Origin of the sequence: Arthrobacter sp. NQ7, assembly GCF_029581595.2 — a bacterium.
Classification (GTDB): Bacteria; Actinomycetota; Actinomycetes; order Actinomycetales; family Micrococcaceae; genus Arthrobacter; species Arthrobacter phenanthrenivorans_B.
This window is the reverse complement of the sequence record NZ_JARFXU020000019.1, coordinates 65,891-87,532: the sequence shown is the minus strand read 5'-3', so window position 1 is coordinate 87,532 and position 21,642 is coordinate 65,891. Positions and strand designations below refer to the sequence as shown.

General features: G+C 67.9%; 16 protein-coding genes and 1 tRNA gene. 5 read left to right on the top strand and 12 right to left on the bottom strand.

The annotated features are described in order from the left end of the window. Positions 1 to 20: 20 nt before the first annotated feature. Positions 21 to 1,262 (bottom strand): NAD(P)/FAD-dependent oxidoreductase, encoded by a 1,242-nt coding sequence (locus tag PUN71_RS17530; RefSeq protein WP_277799437.1) that lies wholly within the window; start codon positions 1,260 to 1,262, stop codon positions 21 to 23. Between the two features lie 94 nt (positions 1,263 to 1,356). On the opposite strand from PUN71_RS17530, the gene PUN71_RS17525 reads away from it, so the two are divergent. From PUN71_RS17525 to PUN71_RS17515, 3 genes are all read left to right on the top strand, one after another. Further along, positions 1,357 to 2,370 carry a hypothetical protein gene (locus PUN71_RS17525; RefSeq protein ID WP_277799436.1) on the top strand — a complete coding sequence of 338 codons (1,014 nt, stop codon included), beginning with the start codon at positions 1,357 to 1,359 and terminating at the stop codon, positions 2,368 to 2,370. 62 nt (positions 2,371 to 2,432) lie between these two features. Next, positions 2,433 to 3,524 (top strand): hypothetical protein, encoded by a 1,092-nt coding sequence (locus PUN71_RS17520; protein ID WP_277799435.1) that lies wholly within the window; start codon positions 2,433 to 2,435, stop codon positions 3,522 to 3,524. Positions 3,525 to 3,638: 114 nt separating this feature from the next. Beyond that, on the top strand, positions 3,639 to 3,824 hold the full coding sequence (locus tag PUN71_RS17515; RefSeq protein ID WP_043452054.1) for a hypothetical protein: 186 nt from the start codon (positions 3,639 to 3,641) through the stop codon (positions 3,822 to 3,824). A 136-nt stretch (positions 3,825 to 3,960) separates the two neighbouring features. Here PUN71_RS17515 and PUN71_RS17510 read toward each other — a convergent pair whose 3' ends face one another. The 10 genes from PUN71_RS17510 to PUN71_RS17465 all read right to left on the bottom strand — a co-directional run bounded on the left by PUN71_RS17510 (position 3,961) and on the right by PUN71_RS17465 (position 14,479). After that, entirely contained in the window at positions 3,961 to 4,806 is an 846-nt protein-coding gene (locus tag PUN71_RS17510; protein WP_277799434.1) for an aldo/keto reductase, read from the bottom strand. Positions 4,807 to 4,924: 118 nt separating this feature from the next. Further along, positions 4,925 to 5,368, bottom strand: a complete 444-nt coding sequence (locus tag PUN71_RS17505) for a hypothetical protein (RefSeq protein ID WP_043452051.1) — start codon at positions 5,366 to 5,368, stop codon at positions 4,925 to 4,927. 7 nt (positions 5,369 to 5,375) lie between these two features. Continuing rightward, the gene (locus tag PUN71_RS17500) at positions 5,376 to 6,002 is read right to left on the bottom strand and encodes a bacterial proteasome activator family protein (protein ID WP_277799433.1); all 627 of its coding nucleotides are present in this window, start codon (positions 6,000 to 6,002) and stop codon (positions 5,376 to 5,378) included. 78 nt (positions 6,003 to 6,080) lie between these two features. Then, a complete protein-coding gene (locus PUN71_RS17495; RefSeq protein WP_277799432.1) occupies positions 6,081 to 6,284 on the bottom strand; it encodes a YbdD/YjiX family protein in 204 nt (67 codons plus the stop codon). Beyond that, positions 6,284 to 8,581 carry a carbon starvation CstA family protein gene (locus tag PUN71_RS17490; protein WP_277799431.1) on the bottom strand — a complete coding sequence of 766 codons (2,298 nt, stop codon included), beginning with the start codon at positions 8,579 to 8,581 and terminating at the stop codon, positions 6,284 to 6,286. Before PUN71_RS17490 ends, PUN71_RS17495 begins: the two co-directional genes overlap by 1 nt. Positions 8,582 to 8,800: 219 nt before the next feature. Continuing rightward, positions 8,801 to 9,085, bottom strand: coding sequence for a DUF1540 domain-containing protein (locus PUN71_RS17485; protein ID WP_018771212.1), 285 nt, complete (start codon positions 9,083 to 9,085; stop codon positions 8,801 to 8,803). Positions 9,086 to 9,178: 93 nt separating this feature from the next. Beyond that, positions 9,179 to 12,037, bottom strand: a complete 2,859-nt coding sequence (locus PUN71_RS17480) for a hypothetical protein (RefSeq protein WP_283532415.1) — start codon at positions 12,035 to 12,037, stop codon at positions 9,179 to 9,181. Between the two features lie 5 nt (positions 12,038 to 12,042). Next, positions 12,043 to 12,780, bottom strand: coding sequence for an ABC transporter ATP-binding protein (locus PUN71_RS17475; protein WP_043452042.1), 738 nt, complete (start codon positions 12,778 to 12,780; stop codon positions 12,043 to 12,045). Next, positions 12,777 to 13,379, bottom strand: a complete 603-nt coding sequence (locus PUN71_RS17470) for a PadR family transcriptional regulator (protein ID WP_277799429.1) — start codon at positions 13,377 to 13,379, stop codon at positions 12,777 to 12,779. The genes PUN71_RS17475 and PUN71_RS17470 overlap by 4 nt, the downstream gene beginning before the upstream one ends. Positions 13,380 to 13,495: 116 nt before the next feature. Continuing rightward, positions 13,496 to 14,479, bottom strand: a complete 984-nt coding sequence (locus tag PUN71_RS17465; RefSeq protein ID WP_043452040.1) for an NAD(P)H-quinone oxidoreductase — start codon at positions 14,477 to 14,479, stop codon at positions 13,496 to 13,498. A gap of 109 nt (positions 14,480 to 14,588) precedes the next feature. Between PUN71_RS17465 and PUN71_RS17460 the strand changes: the two genes are divergently transcribed. Then, positions 14,589 to 14,676 (top strand) — tRNA-Ser (locus tag PUN71_RS17460). Positions 14,677 to 15,097: 421 nt separating this feature from the next. After that, positions 15,098 to 19,615 carry an ExeM/NucH family extracellular endonuclease gene (locus tag PUN71_RS17455; RefSeq protein ID WP_277799428.1) on the top strand — a complete coding sequence of 1,506 codons (4,518 nt, stop codon included), beginning with the start codon at positions 15,098 to 15,100 and terminating at the stop codon, positions 19,613 to 19,615. Between the two features lie 88 nt (positions 19,616 to 19,703). On the opposite strand, the gene PUN71_RS17450 is transcribed toward PUN71_RS17455, so the two are convergent. Continuing rightward, entirely contained in the window at positions 19,704 to 21,638 is a 1,935-nt protein-coding gene (locus PUN71_RS17450; RefSeq protein ID WP_277799427.1) for an FAD/NAD(P)-binding protein, read from the bottom strand. Positions 21,639 to 21,642 lie beyond the last annotated feature (4 nt).

Here is a 21,642-nt window from a genome sequence, read left to right as displayed (position 1 = left end):
GCCCGCCGCAGGTGTCGCGGCTAGTACGGCCTGCCCACCACCACCTGCGCCGGGCTGTGGGTGATGTAGCCGTTGGCCCAGGAGAACAGCGCCCTGACCTTTTGCTGGAAACCGGGCAGCAGGGCAAGGTGGACCGCCAGCCAGGAAACGAAGGCCAGGGGCCCCTGCAGTTGCAGGCGCCGGCGTCCCAGCTCCGCGACGGCGGCGCCCCGCCCCACCATCGCCATGTACCCCTTGTCCCAGTACTTGAACGGCTCACGGACACCGCCGGTAAGGTCCGCATGGATGTTCCGGGCCGCCCACTTGCCCGATTGCTGGGCCACTGACCCGAGCTGGGGCAGTTTGTTCCCGGCGGCGTCGGTAATGTTCGCTGAGTCCCCCAGCACGTAGACGCCGTCAAAACCCGGAGCGGTCAGGTCGGCCTCAACGTCCACCCTGCCGCCCCTGCCCTGCTTCAAACCCGAATCGGTGATAATCCGCCCCGCCTGCAGGCCGCCGGCCCAGACTACGATCCGGCCCGGGATGGCCGTGCCATCCTTGAGGGTCACGCCATCAGGGCTGACCTCCGCAACGGGCTGGCCCATGTGCAGCTGAACGCCCAGTTTGGTCAGGCGGTCCCGCGCGTAGGCCTGGGACTTCTCCGAAAAGGCGGCCAGGACATTCGGAACCATGTCCACCAAATGGACATGGCAGCGGCTGGCCATGCCCGGCGAGAAATACTTGGGGACCAGGTATTTGACGTTCTCGGCCAGGGCGCCTGCAGTCTCCACACCCGTGGGACCACCGCCCACCACAATGACATCAGCCCCCATGGACGGCTCGCGGTCAGCCTCGTCCAGGACGGCGGTAATGGCAGCGCTGAGCCGCGTGGCGTCGGCCACCGAGTACAACGGGTAGGCGTGCTCGTCCGCGCCGGGGGTGTTGAAGAAGTTCGGCACCGCGCCGGTGGCGATGACCAGGAACCGGGCTTGGTACCTGGACCCGTCGGCGGTGGTGACGGTGCGGTTTGCCGCGTCGATGGCCGTCACTTCGGCCGTCAGGACGCGGACGTTGTTGATTTTGCGGAACTCCGACCGGAGCGGCCGCGTGACCGCGGAAACTCCGATCTGTGACGCCGCCACCTGGTACAGGAGCGGCTGGAACTGCTGGTAGTTGTTCGCGTCCAGCAGCAATACCCGGACGCCTTTGCGGCCCAGCTCCTCAGCCGCCGCCTTTCCGGCAAAACCGCCGCCAACCACGATGACCTGGTATGAATCGTCCATTCGAGCAACTTACCCCTCCCGGCGCATGAGTAACAGGGTGCGGCGGGCGCGAAACCGGCAACTGGCTGTGCCCGGCCGCATCTAAGATGGCCGCATGGATGACGAAGCCCTGGCGGAGGTGGCAGACAGGCTGTATGCCGGGGCGCTGGACGATTTCGTTGCGGCCCGGGCGGCTGCAGCCAAGGAGGTGGCAGGGCAGGACAAGGATCTGGCAGCAGCGGTCCGTGGCCTGCCCAAGCCCTCCGTCGCCGCCTGGGCCGTCAACATGCTTGCCCGGCACCGTCCGGAGGTGCTGGCCGGTCTGGGTGCCCTCGGGGCCCGGATGCGCACAGCGCAGGACTCCCTCGATGCCGGTGCCCTGCGCGAACTGGGCCGCGAGCGCCGGGGCATGCTGGCGGACGCCGTGGATACAGCCCGTTCTGTTGCGCGGGAACAGGGCCGCCCCATCAGCGAGGCTATGGCCGCCGATGTTGAGGAGACGCTCAGGGCGCTGACGGCGGATGAAGGTGCGGCGCGGGCCGTTGAAAGCGGGCGGCTGCTGAAGGTCCTGTCCGCCGACGGCGTCAATGAGGTGGACCTTGACGGCGCGGTCGCCCTTCCCGGGCTGCTCCCCCCGGCACCTCCCAGACCCGCACCACAGGCACCGGCATCAAAAGCCACGGCGGCAAAGGCTGCACCTGTGAAGAAGCGGGCGACGGCGGAGCGCACCTCCCAGCCCATTCCCCCGGTGGCGGAGCGCGCCACGCCGGAGCCTGCCAGGCCCCGCCTTGAAGCGGTCCGGCAGACTCCCCGGCCCGCGTCGCCGCCCGCACTCGAAAGGGCCAGGGCAGCCCTCGGCGAGGCGCAGGCCGCCGAAGAGGAAGCTTCACGCCGGGCAGCTGAACTACAGGACCAGGAGGAACAGGCCCGAAGCCAGGTGGCCGGGCTGCAGCAGGAAACAACGGAGCTCCGGAACCGGCTCAAAGCCGCGGAGGCAGGCCTGGAGCGCACCCGCAGGCAGCTTGCCGCGACGTCGGCCGAGGCAAAACAGGCAGCCCGGGCGGCAGACAAAGCGCGCCGCGCCGCCGTGCTGGCCCAGGAACGAGTACTCCGGCTGGGCAACCGGTAACCGCTGCAGCCGCGGCTGAAAATCCCCTCGCACCACGGTTCGGCCCGACCTACTGTGGAGCTATGGATGCCGCAGCAGCCCACGCCTTTGCCGTTCCTCCGGTGTCGGCCCACCGTCCCACCACTGCCGTTGAAGACACCGTCACCCTCGCCGCCGGAGTATGGCTGCTCACGGGGACATATGTCGACGGGTGGGCGCACAACAACCTCCGTGATGTGGAGACGTTCTTCACTCCCTGGCACGCGGTCCTCTACTCGGGCTTTGCGGCCTGCGCGCTGTGGATTGCCGCGCTGGCCTGGCGCCGCCATGTCCCTGGCACGCGGTGGGTGCAGGCCGTTCCTTCCGGTTATGGCGCTGCCGCGGCCGGTGTGGGACTTTTCCTGGCCTCGGGTCTGGGCGACTTCGCCTGGCATACGGTGTTCGGCATCGAGCAGAACATCAACGCGCTGTTCAGCCCGTCCCATCTTGGCCTGGCCACGGGTGGCTTCCTCATCCTGGGTGCACCGTTCTCGGCTGCATGGCAGGCGTCCGGGCGGCGATGGCCGCAGCTGGTTCCTGCCTTCGGAAGCGCCATGCTTGCCGGGATGGTTGCAGCGTTCATCCTGCAGGAATATGCCGTCTTTGCCCGGCACGGACTGGTGCAGACCTATGCCGGCGCAGGCGGGACGCAGCCCGCGGTGGTGGCGGCGACGTCGTCCGGCATCATGGTTTCCCTGGCGTCCTTCTTCGTCTCGACGTTTGCGCTGTTCGTCCCTGTCCTTCTGCCTGCCCTTCGATGGCGCCTGCATCCCGCCGTGCCCGCTGCCATGGTGTTGGTTCCGTCCGTGGCCATGCAGCTCATGGTCGCACTGCGGGACGCCTGGCTCGTGCCCGTGGCGCTGGTCGGGTCGGTCCTGGTGGGCGCGGTCTGGGCGGCGCTCCGGCCGGCCCCCGACCGCCCGGGACGGCTCATGGCCGCGGCCGGCCTCTCCCCGGTGGTGTTCTGGGCGCCGTATTTCGGCGGCGTTGCCCTGCGCGACGGCGCACTCAGCTTCCCGCCCGAGGTCTGGAGCGGAACGCTCGTTTGGACGGGACTCGCCATGCTGGGACTGGCCGCCCTGACGGGTAAGGTGCGGGGCGGAGCTGGTCCCACGCAGGAAGTGATGGGCCGTTAGCCTGCCGCCGGCCTGCAGCCAGGAGCGGGCGCGGCCAGCGCCCCGGGATGCCCTCCGGGACAACACGCGGCGCCCGTTCCAGAGAATGTCAGACCCCGGTTGCACACTGGATTTATGGAAAACCACGCTGTACAGGAATTTCACGTTACGTACTTCGACGCCGACTGCGGCCGGGCACGGTCCGAGGTCTTCGAAACACTTGAGGAAGCCGAACGCTTTGCCTGCCGGCACTGCCACGGGGAAGACAACTGGGCCGTGGTGGACGCTGTCACGGTTGAACAGGTCCAGATCGCGGCATGACCGGCCTCCGAAGGGGTTTGGGGACGGACCTGGCGCTTAACTGCGTCGGCCCGCGCTGCCTGGCGGTTGCCGGCAGCGCGGGCTGACGTTACTGCTGCGGAGCGCCGGCATGGGTGGCCGGCGCCGCTGCAGGGAATTAGGCGAAGTCGGAGACTGCGGGGTCCGGTCCGATCCGGCCTTCGCCACTGGCCGTCCGATCAAGGCCGTTGATGGCTTCAACGTCCTGGGCATCCAGGGACACCTCGAGCGCTGCGAAGTTCTCCTTGATGCGTGACTCGGTCACGGACTTCGGGATCACCACGTTGCCGATCGCGAGGTGCCAGGCAATGACCACCTGGGCGGCCGTTGCCTGGTGCTTCGCGGCAATGGAAGCCACAGTGGGGTCCTGCAGCAGCTCGCCGCCCTGGCCCAGCGGGGACCAGGCCTGGGTCAGGATGCCCTTGGCTGCGCCAAACTCACGCAGTTCACGCTGGCTGAAGTAGGGGTGCAGCTCGATCTGGTGGATCGCCGGAACCACGCCCGTTTCGTCGATCAGCCGCTGCAGGCCCTCGGCCGTGAAGTTGGAAACACCAATGGACTTCACCCGGCCGCGCTTCTGGAGCTCGATCAGCGCCTTCCAGGTGTCGACGTACTTGTCCTGCTTGGGCTGCATCCAGTGGATCAGGTACAGGTCCAGGGTCTCAAGGCCGAGGCGGTCCATCGACTCCTCAAACGCAGCGAGCGTGGACTCATAGCCCTGGTCCGCGTTCCACAGCTTGGTGGTAATGAAGATCTGTTCCGGGGAGAGACCGGAGCTGGCGATGGCGCGGCCCACGCCGGCCTCATTGCCGTAGATCTTTGCCGTGTCAATGTGGCGGAAGCCTGCCTCGAATGCCTGGCGGACAACCTTTTCAGCCACGTCGTCCTCAACCTGCCACACTCCGTAGCCGAGCTGGGGGATCGTGTTTCCGTCGTTGAAAGTCAGGGTAGGTGAAGAAGTCATGGTTTCATCCTGCCAAAAGCCGCGGACCAAAGGCCCCCATTCCGGGGGCTGTCAGCCACACGCTTAACCTGACATTCCGCTGCCAAACCGGGAATAATTTCCGCACCGCCAGCCCGGGCTAGTCCCCGCGAAGCTGCCGCTCGGCGTCGTCCACCTGTTGGAAGACGGCCTCGGCACGGCGCCGCACCGACGCGGCACCCACCGGAACCGGCCCCACGGCGAGCCGCAGCATTGCCGCGGCCTCAGCCGTGGTGGCCAACGAATTCCCGGCCTTGGACAGCGACCGATGGACATCCGCCAGGGCGGCCGGTATGTCCAGCCCATCGCTGGGCGCGCGGCGCTGCGCCTCCATGCACACCGCCCGGACCCGCTGCAGGAGTGCAGCGAGTTCATTGGCTATATCCACCAGCTCTGCGTACAGCTGGTCATCCTCAACGCCCTCCAGCACCTGGTGGAAGCGGTCCAGTCCCCGGTGGAAGCGGTCGTGGGCGCGGCGCCACAACCCCTTGCCCAGTTCCGCATCATCCCTGCGCTCCTGCCTGGCCGCGCTGAAAAACCCCAAGCGAAGCCTAAAGGTACTGCCCGGGACCATGGTCCGGGTCGTCGCGCTGTGCGGGCCGGGCGGGTGCGGGCTGCCGTCCTCCGGCGGGGGCGCGCTGCGGCTCGCCGTTTTCACCAATGACGACGCCGGGAGCGATCATGGTGCCCGGCGGCAGCTGGCGCAGCTGCAGCTGTGCGGCCGCATGCTCCCGGGCCGCGTTCTGCGCTGCGATGGCCGTCTGGATGCCGTGGAACAGGCCTTCCAGCCAGCCCACCAGCTGGGCCTGCGCAATCCGGAGTTCGGCATCGGAGGGCGTGGCGTTGTCGGAGAACGGCAGGTTGATCCGGTCCAGTTCAGCCACCAGCTCGGGTGCAAGGCCGTCCTCCAGCTCCTTGATGGAGCGCTTGTGGATGGCTGCCAGCCGGCCCCTTGCGGCTTCGTCCAGGGGCGCTGACTTCACCTCTTCCAGCAGCTGCCTGATCATGGTGCCGATCCGCATTACTTTGGCCGGCTCGTCAACCAGGTCGTGCAGGCTGCTGCGCTGCGGCCTTCCGTCCGCGTCCGGCGAGGCCTGGAGGGGAGACTGGCTGTCATCAACGGGGGTGCCTTCTACCGGGAGGTCCTCGGCTGCTTGAGTGTCATTCGGATCGCTCATGCGTTCATACTCTCATGCGCAATCAGGCCCCGGGCCACTCCGTGAACCCCTCTGACGCTTTGTCCGCTGCCGGCTCAATCAACAGCACCTGCCCTGCGGGTTCCGGTCCTGCCGGTCGGTGCGGTCCCGCCAGAACTCGCGCTCCGTCAGGGGCGGTTCGGCGTGGCCGGCCGCGCGGTGGTGCTCAAGGTATTTGGCGTAGGCGTCCGCGCCCATGACCCTGCCCAGGTAGCGGGCAACGCCGCGGAAGCCATTGGCAACCGCGGCGATGCCTGCGCCCATCAGTGCCCCGCCCGTTCCAGGCGGGCATCGGCGGGCACGTTCGCCCACTTGGCGGCCAGTTCGCGTTCGGCAGTCGTCGGGACCAGTCCGGCAGGAGCAAAGACGCGCGACGTAACGGCCGGGTCCTCGTTGTCGGTGGTGGGCGTCCCGGCTGCCCTGTCCCGGAACGCCTTGACGGTGGCGAGCAACGCCGTCGCTATCACGATGATGGTGAGCACCACGAAAATCACGGAAAGCCAGCCCTGGATGGCGGTGTTGCGGACCACGGCTTCCATCGCGGCCACGGTCTTGGCGGTGCCAAACTCCTTCTTACCGTCGGCCAGGGCCTTGCTGAAAGCGGCGTTGTTGGCGAAGTACCCCACGGCGGGGACGGGCGAGAAGATCTTCTGGAAGCTGGCCGTGATGGTCACCACGGCGGCGAAGGCCAGCGGCAGGGCAACGATCCAGAGGTACTTGAAGGTGCCGCGCTTGGCCACGATCGCCAGGCATACAGCCAGCGCGATTGCTGCCAGCAACTGGTTGGCGATACCGAACAGCGGGAACAGGGTGTTGATGCCGCCGAGCGGATCGGTGACGCCCATCAGCAGCACGGCGCCCCAGGCTGCCACCATGATGGCGGTGCAGAGCCAGGCTCCCGGACGCCAGGAGGCTTCCTTGAACTTGGGGACGAAGTTGCCGATCGAGTCCTGCAGCATGAACCGGGCAACGCGCGTGCCGGCATCAACGGCGGTGAGGATGAAGAGTGCCTCGAACATGATGGCAAAGTGGTACCAGAACGCCATCATGGCCGTCCCGCCGATGAACTGCTGCATGATGTGCGCCAGCCCCACGGCCAGCGTGGGTGCGCCGCCGGTGCGGGAGACGATGCTCTGCTCCCCAACGTTGGCTGCCGTTTCGCTCAGCAGGCCCGGCGTGATGTTGACACCGCTCAGGCCCAGGCTGTTGACCCAGGTTGCGGCCGTTTCCACTGTCCCGCCGGTCAGGGCTGCAGGTGCGTTCATGGCGAAGTAGAGGCCGCGGTCAATCGAGATGGCTGCCACCAGCGCCATGATGGCCACGAATGATTCCATCAGCATGCCGCCGTAGCCGATGTAGCGGGTCTGCCGTTCCTTCTCCACCAGCTTGGGGGTGGTGCCGGAGGAAATCAGGGCGTGGAAACCGGACAGTGCACCACAGGCAATGGTGACAAACAGGAACGGGAACAGGGCGCCGGACAGCACCGGCCCGTTCTCGCGGCTGGCGAATTCGCTGAAGGCCGGCACGCTGACCTCGGGCCGGACCACGATGATGGCCAGCGCGAGCATCACGATCACGCCGATCTTCATGAACGTGGAGAGGTAGTCGCGCGGGGCCAGGAGCAGCCACACGGGAAGGATGGCCGCGATGAAGCCGTAGATGAGGAGGCCCCAGGCGATGGTCACCTTGTCCAGGTGGAACACCGAGGCGCCCCATTCGGTCTGCGCCACCAGGCCGCCGCCGATGATGGCCGCCATCAGCAGGACGAAGCCGATGATCGAGACCTCCATGACCTTGCCGGGGCGAAGGTAGCGGAGGTAGACGCCCATAAAGAGGGCAATCGGGATGGTCATGCCCACGGAGAACACGCCCCACGGGCTTTCGCCGAGGGCATTGACGACGACGAGGGCCAGGATGGCCACGATGATCACCATGATGAGCAGGGTGGCGATGAGCGCTGCAGTGCCGCCGATGACGCCGAGTTCCTCGCGGGCCATCTGGCCGAGGGACCGCCCGCCGCGGCGCATGGAGAAGAACATGACCAGGTAGTCCTGGACGGCGCCGGCGAGGACGACGCCAAGAATGATCCAGATGGTGCCGGGCAGGTACCCCATCTGGGCCGCGATGATCGGGCCCACCAGCGGCCCGGCACCGGCGATGGCGGCGAAGTGGTGCCCGAACAGGACGTTGCGGTCGGTGCGGACGTAGTCCTTGCCGTCTGCCTTGTATTCGGCAGGGGTGGCCCGGCGGTCGTCAGGCCTGGTGATGTACCGCTCGATGACCTTGGAGTAGAAGCGGTACCCGATCAGGTACGTGCACACGGAAGCGAAGACGAACCAGATGGCATTGACGGTCTCGCCGCGGACAATCGCCAGCATGAACCACGCGGCTCCGCCGAGCAGGGCAATGGCAGCCCAGAGCGCGATCTTTCCCGGAGTCCATCGACGGTCCTCCGCCTCCAGCCTCGCCTCATCCACGGCCGGCGGCGGAAGGTCCGGGTCCGTAGCCAGCCCGCCCTCCGCCCGGGTTCCGTTCTTCCGCTGGTCAGGCGCTCCGGCCATGTCTCCTCCTTGAGAGTTTCCCGCTTTTGCTATTGGGCACCCTACCAACGCCCGTCCCGCCCGGAACGGCTGGCCGCGGCGTGCCGCCGGGCTGTGCGGTGAGCGGCGGCAGTCCGGCGATGAATGAGAGGGAACGGGTGGTCGACGGCGGGCGGCGGCACAGCGAAGGCCCCCGTCCGGCGCTCCGGACGGGGGCCTTGGCCCGGCTGGGCGGGAAGGTCAGGCGTGGGCGTAGGTGAGGCAGTCGGCGTTGTCGGCGCCTGGGCCCACATGCACCTCGGGGGCGTTGCACATCAGGTGGTCGTTGTGGACGCACTCGGCGCGCTGGCACGCTCCCACGTCGGCGAGGACCTTGGGCAGGCCGCCGTGGATGCCGGTTTCGATGAACGTGGCGCAGGATGCGTGGTCCTGGCTGCCCCCAACCGTGATGGCGTGGGCGGTACACCCTTCGTGGTCGTTGAACGAACAACGGGTGACACTGCAGTCGGCAACATGGGTCGTCATGAAGTTCCTCCGTAAGTTCCACCACCCGGACGGGCGGCTCCTGCCCCTACCGTAGGCCCGATGCCGGTGATCAAAAAGACCCAATACTTTGACCTAATGGCCCTGTGCCAAACTGCGCCCCAACAACGGCAGCCGGGAACGGGTGAAAGCCCAGGCAAGTGCGGCCGCCGCCAGGGGTACGGCCAGCATGAGCGCGGACAAGTGCAGCCAGGGAACCTCAAGGGCTGCCCGCATCTCCGTGGAAAGGACCAGCAGAACCGCCGGCACAGATCCCGCCAGCGATCCCAGAACGGCCCCCACACCGCTGGTGAACAGCCCCTGCGAGCCGGCAAGGGCCTTGCGGAGCCGTGGCGGGGCGCCGACGCCGGCCAGGACTGCGTGGTCCTTCCGGGCGTCTGCCATGGACAGTCCAGTCGTAATGCCCGCCGCGCTGAAGGTGACCAGCGCAGCTGCCGCGACGATGGACCAGGTGATCCACTGGCTTGCCTGCGAAATGCCCGGTTCCGCCTGGAAGGGCATGCCGGGCTGCCCGTAGACGGATGCGGCCGCGGCTGAGGCCGCATCCGCCTCGGCCTCAGAGGGGTAGGCCGAGAGCTGCACGAGCAGTCCGGCCGGGGCCGCCCGGAGGTCCAGGCGTTCGGCGGTTTCCGGTGAGACGACACCGTAGTAAGGCACCGGGACTGCCGGTTCCAGCACTGCGGCGGCCAGTGAGTCGCTTCTGACGGTCGAGGGCACGGTGCCGGCCCCGGAGGGTACAGGGACCTGGCTCCGCACGTCCTTTGCCTCAAGCAGGACGCGCCCCTCACTGACGAACACCGGGTTGGTCACCACCATCCCGCCGGCATCCAGCACCGCCAGCGCTTCGGCAGTGGCGTCGCGGCCGAGCACTGCACGGATGTCCTCGCGGCCGCCCACAAGGATGGCCCGGCCTGACGGTTGGTCGTTGGCCATGGAACCCCGGCACCGCCAGTCACCCGGGTCCAGCAGCCTTCCCCGTGCGGTCACCGGGCATTCGTTGGCGTGCGGCCTGGCAAGCGAAAACTGCAGGCAGTTCGACGTGTCCGTCCGTGCCGGCAGCCCTGGATCAGCCGGGCCCTCCGGGCAGTTGCGCAGGCTCTCCGGTGCCGTAATGACCTGGGTCGAGTCGACAGTGCCCAGGGCATCTGCCACCGCGGTGGAGAGCCTGCCGGCATCCACCCGGACTGTCGGCTTCCTGCTGCCATCCGCAGACGCGGGCGGGTCCACCACCAGCGGCAGGTATGCCTGGTTTTCCAGGGCAGCCCAGTAATGCGACGTGCGCTGCCCCGCCTGCTGGCTGGCAGAGAGAACCAGGGCGGCGCTTGCGAGCGTGGCGGCGGCGAGTACAGCGGCGACGGCGGGCACGCTGCGGCCGCGGTTCCTCGCCGAATCCCGGGCGGCCATCCGAAGGGACAGCGGCATCCACTGCGTGCCGGACGTGAGACGGAGAACCAGCCAGCCGGTCAGCAGCACCAGGCCGGCAACGGCCAGCACCGCGCCCAGGATGAGCATCGTGACCACCAACGGCAGCTGGTCCGCCCTCCGGTCCGGATCGTTGGTGGACCGTCCCACGAGCCAACCCGCGGCCAACAGCGCCGCGGCCAGCCCCAGCACAACGGTCCCGGTCAGGGTGGCCCGCCTGGTCTTCGGCACGGGAGACCGTCCTGCCTTGAGCGCACCCAGCACCGCCTGCCGGGACACCTGGCGGGCAGGCACCATCGCCGCGATGATGCAGGATGCCAGTCCCATGGCCATGGCAGCGGTTGTCAGGAGGACATCCGGATGCAGGCCTGCCAGCCGGGCGGAGCCGTTCAACCGGACCACGTGGACGACGACGGCGGCGGCTCCCAGCCCCACCACGGCTCCGGCGGCAACGGCAACGCCGCCAAGCCAAAGTCCCCCTGCAGTGACAACGGCGCGGATGGTGGGACCTTCCGCGCCCGAGGATGCCAGCAGGGCCAGCTCACGCACCTGCCGCTTGGCGCCGACGGCGAAGGCAGCACCGGCCAGCAGGCCCACCTCCAACAGCGCCAGGGCACCGATCAGGCCGAAGCCGGCATACACCGCCAGCGCTTCCGTCGATTCATCCCTGGGCAGGGAACCCGGGACGGTGCGTTCGGCGCGGGAAGGAGGGTCCAGTACCACGCTCCGGGACAGCACGCCCACACCCTTACTGTTCGCCTCCCTGACCTGCGGCCAAGTGACCGGTTCGGGACCCACCAGGTAATAGGTCACGGACTGGCGGGTCAGCGGTCCCTGGGAAAGCCCGGCAGGTACCTGGTGTGCCTGCAGGTACAGGAAGCTGTTGCCGTCCGACACGCCGGCGTCGCGGATGGTTCCCACCGGGACAAAGGTGCCTGCCGACGTCGTCAATTCCTGCCCGAAGGTGAGGTGGAAACGCGTCATCAGCCCGGGCGAAACGAGCACCTCCGAGCCGTCGCGCGGGGCCCTCCCGGCCAGGAGGCTGAACTTGCCGGCGAAGGCCGGGTTGAGGGCGTCCACCTCGCGGCCCTGCAGTGAAACCAGTGCCTCCCCCACGCCGGTGGTCAGCTGGAGCAGGCGCTGCGGGAGGACGTCGTAGCCTGCGGGAAGGGCGTCCAGCGGGTCGGTCCGCTGGAATTGCGGGTCGAAACGTCCGGTGCTGGAGGCGACCACGCCGTCATTGAGCGGGTCCTGGAGGGAGTCGGCACTGGGCACCGGCAGGACACTGAACCTCGCCTGGGTGTTGCCCAGTTCGCGGCTGACGATCTCAGCTGGCGTGGGCTGTGTGCTCTTGTAGAGGGTAGCGGCACCCGTCATCGCGGCCACGGGCACCATGATGAGCAGGATGATGAGGAGGGACCGCGCCTTGTGGCGGGCGATGTCCCGGCGGGCCAGCCGCAGGGCAACCCGATAGCTGCTCCGGCGGCTTGTGCGGGCCGGAGCAAGGTCCATCGGCATCAGAGTCCGGCCTGGGTGAGGAGCATGGTGGGGTCGTGCATGGCGGCGGCCTGGTCGATGATCCGCCCGTCCCGAAGGAAGACCACGCGGTCCGCCCATGCGGCGTGCCTGGCTTCGTGGGTGACGAGCATGACCGCGGCTCCGGCGTCTGCCCGGGCCCGCAGGACCTCCATGACCCCGTGGCCTGTTGTCGAGTCCAACGCACCGGTGGGTTCATCGGCCAAAATCAGCCGCCGCTGGCCCACGATGGCCCGGGCGATGGCGACGCGCTGCTGCTGGCCGCCGGACATCTGGTCCATGAAGCGGTCCGCCAGTTCGGGGATGCCCACCTGCCGCAGCGCGTCCGCGGCCTGCCGGTGCGCTTTCCTGCTGGATGCTCCATCCAGTTCCAGCGGCAGCGCCACGTTTTCCGCGGCGGTCAGCGTGGGGACCAGGTTGAAGTCCTGGAAAACGTATCCGACGGCGCGGCGGCGCAGCCGGGCCAGTTCGTTCAGGCCCAGGCCGGCCAGTGGCGTGGACTCCACGTAGACGGCACCCGACGACGGCCGGTCCAGGCCGCCGGCGATGGCCAGCAGGGAGGACTTGCCGGAGCCCGACGGGCCCATGACCGCGACGAACTCGCCCGCCGAAACGGTGAGGTCGACGTCGCGGAGTGCGGCGACCGCCGTCGCGCCTTCGCCGAAGGTCCTGCCTACCGCGGCGAGTTCAAGGACCTGCTGCGGCCCCTGCACGCTCACCGGCGGCTGTCCGCGTTGAGCGGGACGTCTTCGGTGGCCCCGTTGGACGTTTTCCGTGCCGGGCCCGCGGCGGCCTGCGCCTGCTGGACCATCCTGGCCTCGCACAGGTCGAGCCAACGGACCTCGGCTTCGGTCTGGAAGATCAGCGAGTCGAGCACCAGGAGCCACGCCGTGTCCGCTGCCCGCTGGTTTGACGCCGTGTCGCGCCGCGCCTTGGTGTAGTCCTGGAGGGCCCTGATGGATGCGACGCGCTGGGCCTGGATGATGGCCTGGACATCCACCCCGGGCAGGGTGACGGCGAGCGCCAGCTTGATGGCGAGCTCGTTGCGTGGCGGGTTGTTCCGCTCCACGGGGGCGGCGAACCAGTTCCGGACCTCGGCCTTGCCGGCGGGGGTGATGCTGTAGACCACGTGCCCTTCGCCGTCATCGCCTTCCTTGGCTACCAGGGCGTCGCGTTCCAGCCGGTCCAGTGTTGTGTACACCTGCCCGATGTTCAGGGGCCACGTGGCTCCGGTGCGGTTCTCGAACTCGACCCGAAGCTGGTAGCCGTAGCGCGGCTGGTCCTGCAGCAGGGCGAGGAGGCTGTGGCGAATTGACATTGTGCTCCCCCGGGCTGGTCTTTACCGGCATGCACGGGCCCCCAAGACCCGTGCATACCGCGTATAGGCAGCCTAACGCCGAAATTCCTCCGGCGCAATACCGGGTATGCATTGGCTTACATGACGAGGAGGACCTTGCCGACGTGGTCACCACTGTCGAAGTAGTGGTGGGCGGCAGCCACCTGGTCCAGCGGGAAGGTCTTGGCGACCAGCGGCCGGATCCTGCCGTCAGCCACCAGCGGCCAGACGGCGTCGCGGACGGCGGTCATGATGGCACCCTTCTCGGCCACGGGCCTGGGCCGCAGCGCGGTGGCCACGACGGCGGCCCGCTTCTTCAGCAGCAGCCCCAGGTCCAGCTCCCCCTTGGTGCCGCCCTGCAGGCCGATCACGACAAGCCGGCCATAGTCGGCGAGCGCGTCAACGTTTTGCTGGAGGTATTTGGCACCCACCACATCCAGGATGACGTCCGCGCCCCTGCCGTCATTTTGGCGCCGCAGGCTGTCCGGGAAGTCCTCTTCCCTGTAGTTGATGGCGATGTCCGCACCCAGGAAGGCTTTGGCGGTGCTGACCTTTTCCTCGGTGCCTGCAGTGGTGGCAACTTTGGCGCCGAACGCTTTGGCGAGCTGGATGGCCATGGTGCCGATTCCGCCGGTCGCGCCGTGGATCAGGACGGTCTCACCGGGCTGCAGCTGCGCCGTCATGATCAGGTTGGAGTAGACGGTGGCCGCAACCTCGGGCAGCGATGCCGCGGTGACCAGGTCCACCCCTTCGGGCACCCGCAGCACCTGTTCGGCCGGAACCGCCACCTGCTGGGCATAACCGCCGCCGGCCAGCAGGGCAACTACCTTGTCCCCCACTGAGAAGGGTTTGCTGACGCCCGGCCCAAAGCCCGCAATCCGGCCAGATACTTCAAGCCCGGGAATCTCCGGGGCGCCGGGCGGCGGAGGGTAGAACCCCCGGCGCTGCTGGACGTCCGCCCGGTTCAGGCCGGCAGCCACCACGTCGATCAGCACTTCGCCCTGGCCCGGTACCGGAGCATCCACATCGCGGACTTCCAGCACTTCCGGGCCGCCGGGTTCCGAAATGTAGACGGCTTTCATGGACCTCTCCCGTTCCTGACTCAAATCCTGGCTGCAACCAGTGTGCACCGGGCTCCTGCCCGTGGCCTGTTTTGTTGCAGGCAAGTGCCTATGAAACACTACTAGCTGAGGAAGGTTGTCCGAGCGGCCGAAGGAGCTGGTCTTGAAAACCAGTGTGCGGTAACCCCGTACCAAGAGTTCGAATCTCTTACCTTCCGCAAGGGAACCCCTGGCAGCCGGCACCGGCTGCCAGGGGTTTTTTGCTTTAAGCTCCCCGGACCCGCCGTGTTGCGGAAACGTAAATTCTTTGGATTAAGCCCCGTCAAACGCCTGGACCTGAAGCTACCGGCGGGTATCGTTTGTGACTGCCGGCACACCCTGGGTGTGCCGGCAAGCATCACTCCCGCCAACAGCATCTCCGGCACGGGTGTGGGGAAACTCCCGCGCCGGACGGCGGGGCGCTCCGCTGGGGAACGCCCCGCCGAATGCACGCTCCAGCAACCTTGCGTTCATTCCGTGCTGTTGTCATGTGCCTGGACAACCATCCGGCCACGCATAAGCCAGCCCAATCCGATCCAGCCATCACGGACGCACCCGCCGGGCCACCCACCCGGTACTCCTCAATGAAAGTCAGAGCGGATGCATCAAAAACTTTGGAAGTCAGCGCTCGGCGCAGCGTTGTCAGCGGGGCTCATCGCAGCCCCGCTGACCGCTGTTCCGGCGGCCGCAGAGGTCTCACCCGCGGCAGGCACCTCCCCCGTTGTCATCAACGAGGCCTACCTGAGCGGCGGCAGCAGCGGCGCCGCCTACAAGAACAAGTTCGTGGAGCTGTACAACAGCTCCGACGCCCCCGTGTCCCTGGAGGGTTGGTCGGTGCAGTACCGCCCGGCCTCCGGTACGGCAGCTCCCACCGGTGTCGCGGCGCTGTCCGGGTCCATCCCCGCCGAGGGCTACTACCTGGTGCAGGGCGGAACCAACGGCACCAACGGCGCAGACCTGCCTGGGCCGGACCTCGTGGCCGGCGCCCTTAACTTCGGGGGCAGCGGGGGAACCATTGTGCTGGCCAGGCAACCCGCCGCCGTCGGACTTCCCACCGGCTCCGTGGTGGAATCTGCCGGCGTGGCCGACCTCCTGGGCTACGGCAGCTCCAACACCTTTGAGACCGCGGCCGCGACGGCACCCGCTTCAAACACCGACGTGAAGAGCCTGAACCGGACCGGCGGTGCGGACAGCAACAGCAACGCCGCAGACTTCTCGCTCAGTGCCGCCATCACACCAACGTCCTCCGGCGGCACCGCTCCGGATCCAACACCGGCCCCGGACCCCGCCACCAAGGCCATCGCCGAGATCCAGGGCACCGGAGCGGACAGCCCGCTGGCCGGCGCAGCCGTGACCACCAAGGGTAAAGTCACCGCCGCCTTCCCCACGGGCGGGCTCAACGGCTACTACCTCCAGACACCCGGCACGGGCGGTGACCTGACGGCCACCAACCACGCCGCCTCCGACGGCATCTTCGTATACTCCCCCGCCACCGTCGGGTCGGTGCAGGCCGGCGACTACATCCAGGTGAGCGGCACTGTGGCCGAGTACTACGGCATGACCCAGCTCAATGTCGCGTCGGCAGCGGGCCTGACCAAGCTTGCCGAGGCAGCGCCCGAGGTCAAGCCGACGCTCTTCAGCCTGCCCGCCACCGAGGCCTTCCGCGAATCACTGGAAGGCATGCTCCTGGCACCCCAGGGTCCTTTGACGGTGAGCGACAACTACAGCCTCAACCAGTACGGAGAGATCGGCCTGGCCGGCGGGACCACACCCCTGGTCCAGCCGACCGCCGTCGCGCCTTATGGCTCCGCGGAGTACGCGGCCGTGGTCGCGGACAACGCCGCCCGCTCCATCAAACTCGACGACGGGTCCAGCACCAACTTCCTCAAGGACGCCACCACCAAGGCCGAAGTCCTGCCATATCTCACCACCGCCGATCCCGTGCGGGTGGGCTCACCGGCCACCTTCACCACCAACGTGGTGCTTGGCTTCGCCAACAACTCCTGGAAGTTCCAGCCGCTGACCCACCTCACAGAGGCCAACAAGGCCACGGTCCAGCCGGCCAGCTTCGGGGCGACCCGCACCGACGCCCCCGCAGCCGTGGGCGGCAACGTGAAAATCGCCTCGTTCAATGTGCTGAACTACTTCCCCACCACCGGCGACACCCTCTCCGGGTGCACGTACTACGAGGACCGGGACGGCAACCCCATCACGGTCCGTGGCGGCTGCGACGCCCGCGGCGCAGCCAACGCCGAGAACTTCAAGCGCCAGCAGGACAAGATCGTTGCGGCCATCAGCAAGTCCGGCGCCGATGTGGTGACCCTGATGGAAGTCGAGAACTCCGCGCAGTTCGGCAAGACCCGCGACGACGCCTTGGCCAAACTGGTGGACGCGCTGAACCTCCCCGCTCCCGGCATGTGGGACTACGTGCGCTCCCCCGCCAACGCTCCGCCGCTGGCTGACGAGGACATGATCCGGACCGCGTTCATTTTCAAGAAGGCCGCCGCCGAACCAGTGGGTGAATCCATCATCCACAACGACACCGTGGCCTTCGCCAGCGCCCGCAAGCCGCTGGCCCAGGTCTTCAAGCCTGTCGGGGGCGGCGCCGGTACCGAATTCATCGCCATCGCCAACCATTTCAAGTCCAAGGGTTCAGCCGCGACGCCTGACGACACGGACAAAGGCCAGGGCGCGTCCAACCTCGCCCGCACCGCGCAGGCCCAGTCCCTGCTGGCCTTCTCCGACGAACTGCAGAAGTCCAAGGGAACCGACAAGGTGTTCCTGATCGGGGACTTCAACTCCTACGGCAAAGAAGACCCGATCAACCTCCTGACCGGCGCCGGCTACGTCAACCAGGACGACAAGGCACGGAACCCCGATGGCTCCGCCAAGCACTCCTACCTCTTCGGCGGCCTGGTGGGATCGCTGGACCACATCCTCGCTTCCCCGGCAGCGAACGCCGTGGTCACCGGCGCGGACATCTGGAACATCAACTCTGTCGAATCAGTGGCGCTGGAGTACAGCCGCTACAACAACAACGTCACCAACTACTACTCGCCGGACCAGTTCCGCGCCAGCGACCACAACCCCGTGGTGGTGGGCCTGGACCTGGCCCCCGCACCTGCCGGCGTTGACCTCAATTTCCTGAACATCAACGATTTCCACGGCCGGATCGATACCAACACCGTCCAGTTCGCCGGGACCATCGAGAAACTGCGCGCCGCAGCCGCTCCGGGTGCCACGGCGTTCCTGTCCGCCGGCGACAACATCGGTGCGTCGCTGTTCGCCTCCGCTGTTGCCAAGGACCAGCCCACCATCGACGTGCTGAACGCCCTTGAGCTGAAGGCCTCAGCGGTGGGCAACCACGAGTTCGACGGCGGCTGGGCCGACCTGCGCGACCGCGTCATCACCGGGGGTGCCAATGCCAAGTTCCCCTACCTGGGCGCGAACGTCTACCGGAAAGGCACCACGGAACCCGTGCTTCCCGAGTACACCGTGCTGGACCTGAACGGCGTCAAGGTTGCCGTGATCGGCACGGTCACCCAGGAAGTTCCGTCCCTGGTGACGCCGGCCGGCATCGCCGACCTCGATTTCGGGGACCCGGTGGACGCCATCAACCGGGTGGCCGCGAAGATCACGGCGGACAAGCTCGCCGACGTGATCATCGTCGAGGATCACGACGGCGCCGGCTCGGGTGTGGTGGAAGGCGCCACCCTGGAACAGGAAGTGGCAGCCGGCGGGCCTTTCGCGAAGCTGGTCACCGAAACGTCCCCTGACGTGGATGCCATCTTCACCGGACACACGCACAAGGAATACGCCTGGGACGCACCCGTTCCCGGCGTCGCGGGCAAGACCCGGCCCATCGTGCAGACCGGAAATTACGGCGAGAACGTGGGCCAGATCCAGCTCACCGTGGACACCGCCACCAAGGACGTCACCGGCTACAAGGCAGGGAACGTCAAGCGGACCACGGACGCGGCGGCGGACCTGGTCGCCGCCTACCCCCGGGTGGCCGCTGTGGACGCCATCGTCAAAAAAGCCCTGGCGGATGCCGCCGAAGTGGGCAACCAGCCCGTCGGCTCAATCACCAAGGACATCACCACCGCGTTCACCATCGACGCCGCCGGGACCGCCAAGCGCGATGACCGCGGCAGCGAATCCACCCTGGGCAACCTGGTGGCGGATTCCCTGCTTGATTCGCTGAAGCCGTCCGACTTGGGCGGGGCGGAGATCGGCGTCGTCAATCCCGGTGGCCTGCGCAACGAGCTGTACTACGCGCCGGACGGCACCATCACCTACGCAGAGGCCAACGCGGTCCTGCCGTTCGTGAACAACCTGTGGACCACGTCCCTTACCGGGGCGCAGTTCAAGACGCTGCTGGAACAGCAGTGGCAGACCAACCCGGATGGCACGGTTCCCAGCCGCGCCTACCTGCAGCTGGGCCTGTCAAAGAACGTGAACTACACCTACGACCCCGCCCGGGCAGCTGGTGACCGGATCACTTCGGTGCGCGTGAACGGCGAACTCCTGGATCCCGCCAGGTCCTACCGGGTGGGCACGTTCAGCTTCCTGGCAACCGGCGGCGACAACTTCCGCATCTTCACCCAAGGCAGCAACACCAGGGATTCCGGGCTGGTGGACCGGGACGCGTGGATCGGCTACCTCCAGAAGAGCAGCCCGGTGTCCCCGGACTTCGCCCGGCGTTCGGTGGCAGTCACGGACAGCACCCCGGCCGGGGTCAAATCCGGCGAGGCCATGGCCCTGGCCGTGTCCAGGCTGGACCTGACGTCGCTGGGCAGCCCCGTAAACACCTCCCTGGCGGTTTCGTTCATTGACGCCGCTGGTACCGTGACGCAGCTGGGGACGGTTCCCGTGGCGTCGGGGGCGGCGGCGGTGGACGTTCCGGTCCCGGCCGGCGCGGCGGCGGGTACGGGCACGCTGGTGCTCACCGCCGCAGAGTCCGGCACCGTGGTGAAGGCTGCGGTCCTGGTCGGGGCGGACACCCCGGCGCCGCCCGTATGCGTCCCGCCGGTCAAGCCTTCACGGCCGGCCGACGTGCGCGGCCAGGTGAACTACGGACAGGCCATGGCCGCCTACCGGGCCTGCCTGCGCGGCTGATCCACTGGATGCGCCATCACTTCTGGTCCTTATCCTTCGGGTTGAGGCACCACAAGTGATGGCGCATCGGCGTTTAAGCCGTGATGGATCAAACCCTGCTGAGGATGGCGGCCGCGATCTCGTCCGCATCGCGAAGCGTGCGCTGGCCGCTGGCGTACACCGGGCCGCCCGGCTGGACGGCCTCGGCTGCGATCGCAGTTCCCCATTGCGTCGAGGACAACTGCAGCCCCAGGACGAACAGCCCCTCCGTCACGGACCCATTGGCGGCGATGGGCCGGTACGGGTGCGGCTCCACGTCCAGGCCCGTGGACTCCACCGGAGCTCCCTCTGCGGTCATCATGAGCTTCGGCCGCACCAGCCCGTCGGCGAGCAGCTGCTCCAGCACCGGTGAATCGTTCGCCGACACCCGGTTGCCCGGCGCCAGCGCCTCCACCATGGTCCGCGCCGTCGCCGGCGGCCCTGCCACCCAAGGCGAGGACGCGGTAAACAGCTTCGACTTCCGGTCCACACCGAATTTCGGGTCGGGTCCAACGAAGCTGACCACCCCCGCCCGGGCCAGCGCTGCCAACTGCTCGGAACGCAGCGCGGGCGGCCCGCTGGCCAGGCCCTCCACAAACGACTCGAACCAGCCCCGCAGTCCCGCGATCCAGGACTCATCGGTGATGCCGCCGTCGGCCACTGCCGTCTTGAGGACGGCGCGTCCGTGGTGCAGGGCGGCAATGGCCATCTTGACCGGATCGTCCTCGCCGAGGGCGGAACGGCGGGCGTCATCGAGCAGGAACTCCACCACCGCGGCGTCATGCTCACGGCGTGTCCTGAACGTCCGCCCTGCCAGCGGGGCCGCCAGCCCGCGCAGGTCCAGGCGGTGCCGCGGACCCACGTGGACGGCCAGGACGCTCTCCACGCCGTCTTCCCAGTTGGCGGCGCTGTGCGCATGCGGCTGGAGGGCTTCCTCCAGTGCCGCGAGGAATGCCTGCGCGTCAGGGACCGCTGCCGGCTGCGAGCGCACCAGCGTTGAGTAGTAGGCCCACAGGGCGTCACGGTGCAGCAGCGGCCACAGGTCATGGTCGAACGACGGGCGGATGCCTGCCTTGGCCAGCCGCCGGATGGCCGCTTCGGTGAGGTAGCGGAGCGTGATGGACGGGGCGTAGTAGCCGCTCAGCGCCGCTTTCGCCCGGTAGGGGGTGCCGCGCCGGGAGGCGGCAATGATCCGCGGTTCCTGGCCGGACGGTTCGTAGGCAAGGCCGCTGCCGGACGGGACGAACTTTCCGCCGCGGCCTTCGGTGAGCTGGCCCATGGTGTCGAAGAAGTTCAGGCCCATGCCGCGCACCAGGACCGGCTCGCCGGCAGGGATCCGCGACCAGTCCACATCGGCGGGCACCGCGGGCGGGAAATACTGCAGGCCCAGCTGCCCGGCGGAGGCCTCCAGTCCGCGCTGTTCCGGATTCAGCCGGGACGGAATGTGCCCCAGCGCCAGCACCACGGCGTTGGCCCGGATAGTTTCCCCGGTGGCCAGGCCGACGTCGAACATTCCGTCCCCTGCCCGGCGCACCGAGAGTGCCGAGGTCGCATGGAATCCGATGCCCACGCCGTCGGGCGCCTTGTCCAGCAACTCCTCCAGGGTGCAGCCCAGGTAGCGGCCGTAGAGCGCCCGGCTGGGAAAATCGTCGGAACCCAGGACAGCAATCTCCGCCAGTTCCTCAGCGGAGAGGGCCGGCAGCGGGTCCAGCTGCTGCCGCGCCCGCCATTGATCGAAGGTGGTGCCGGCAACCGGAGCCGGCAGCGACGGATCCTGGGGAATCAGCGTGGGGTAGAAAGACTGCGTATTCATGAGGAACAGCCGTGACTGGCCGGGCTGCCAAACATGCCCCGGACCTGCAGGGTAGGGATCCACCACGTCGATCCGCAGGTGCCGTGCAGAGTCCCCGGCCGCGGCACGGTGGGCGAGCAACCGCTCCAGCACGCTGGTGCCGCGGGGGCCGCCGCCGATAATGACAGCCCGGATGCTCTCAGATTTTTCCACGGCA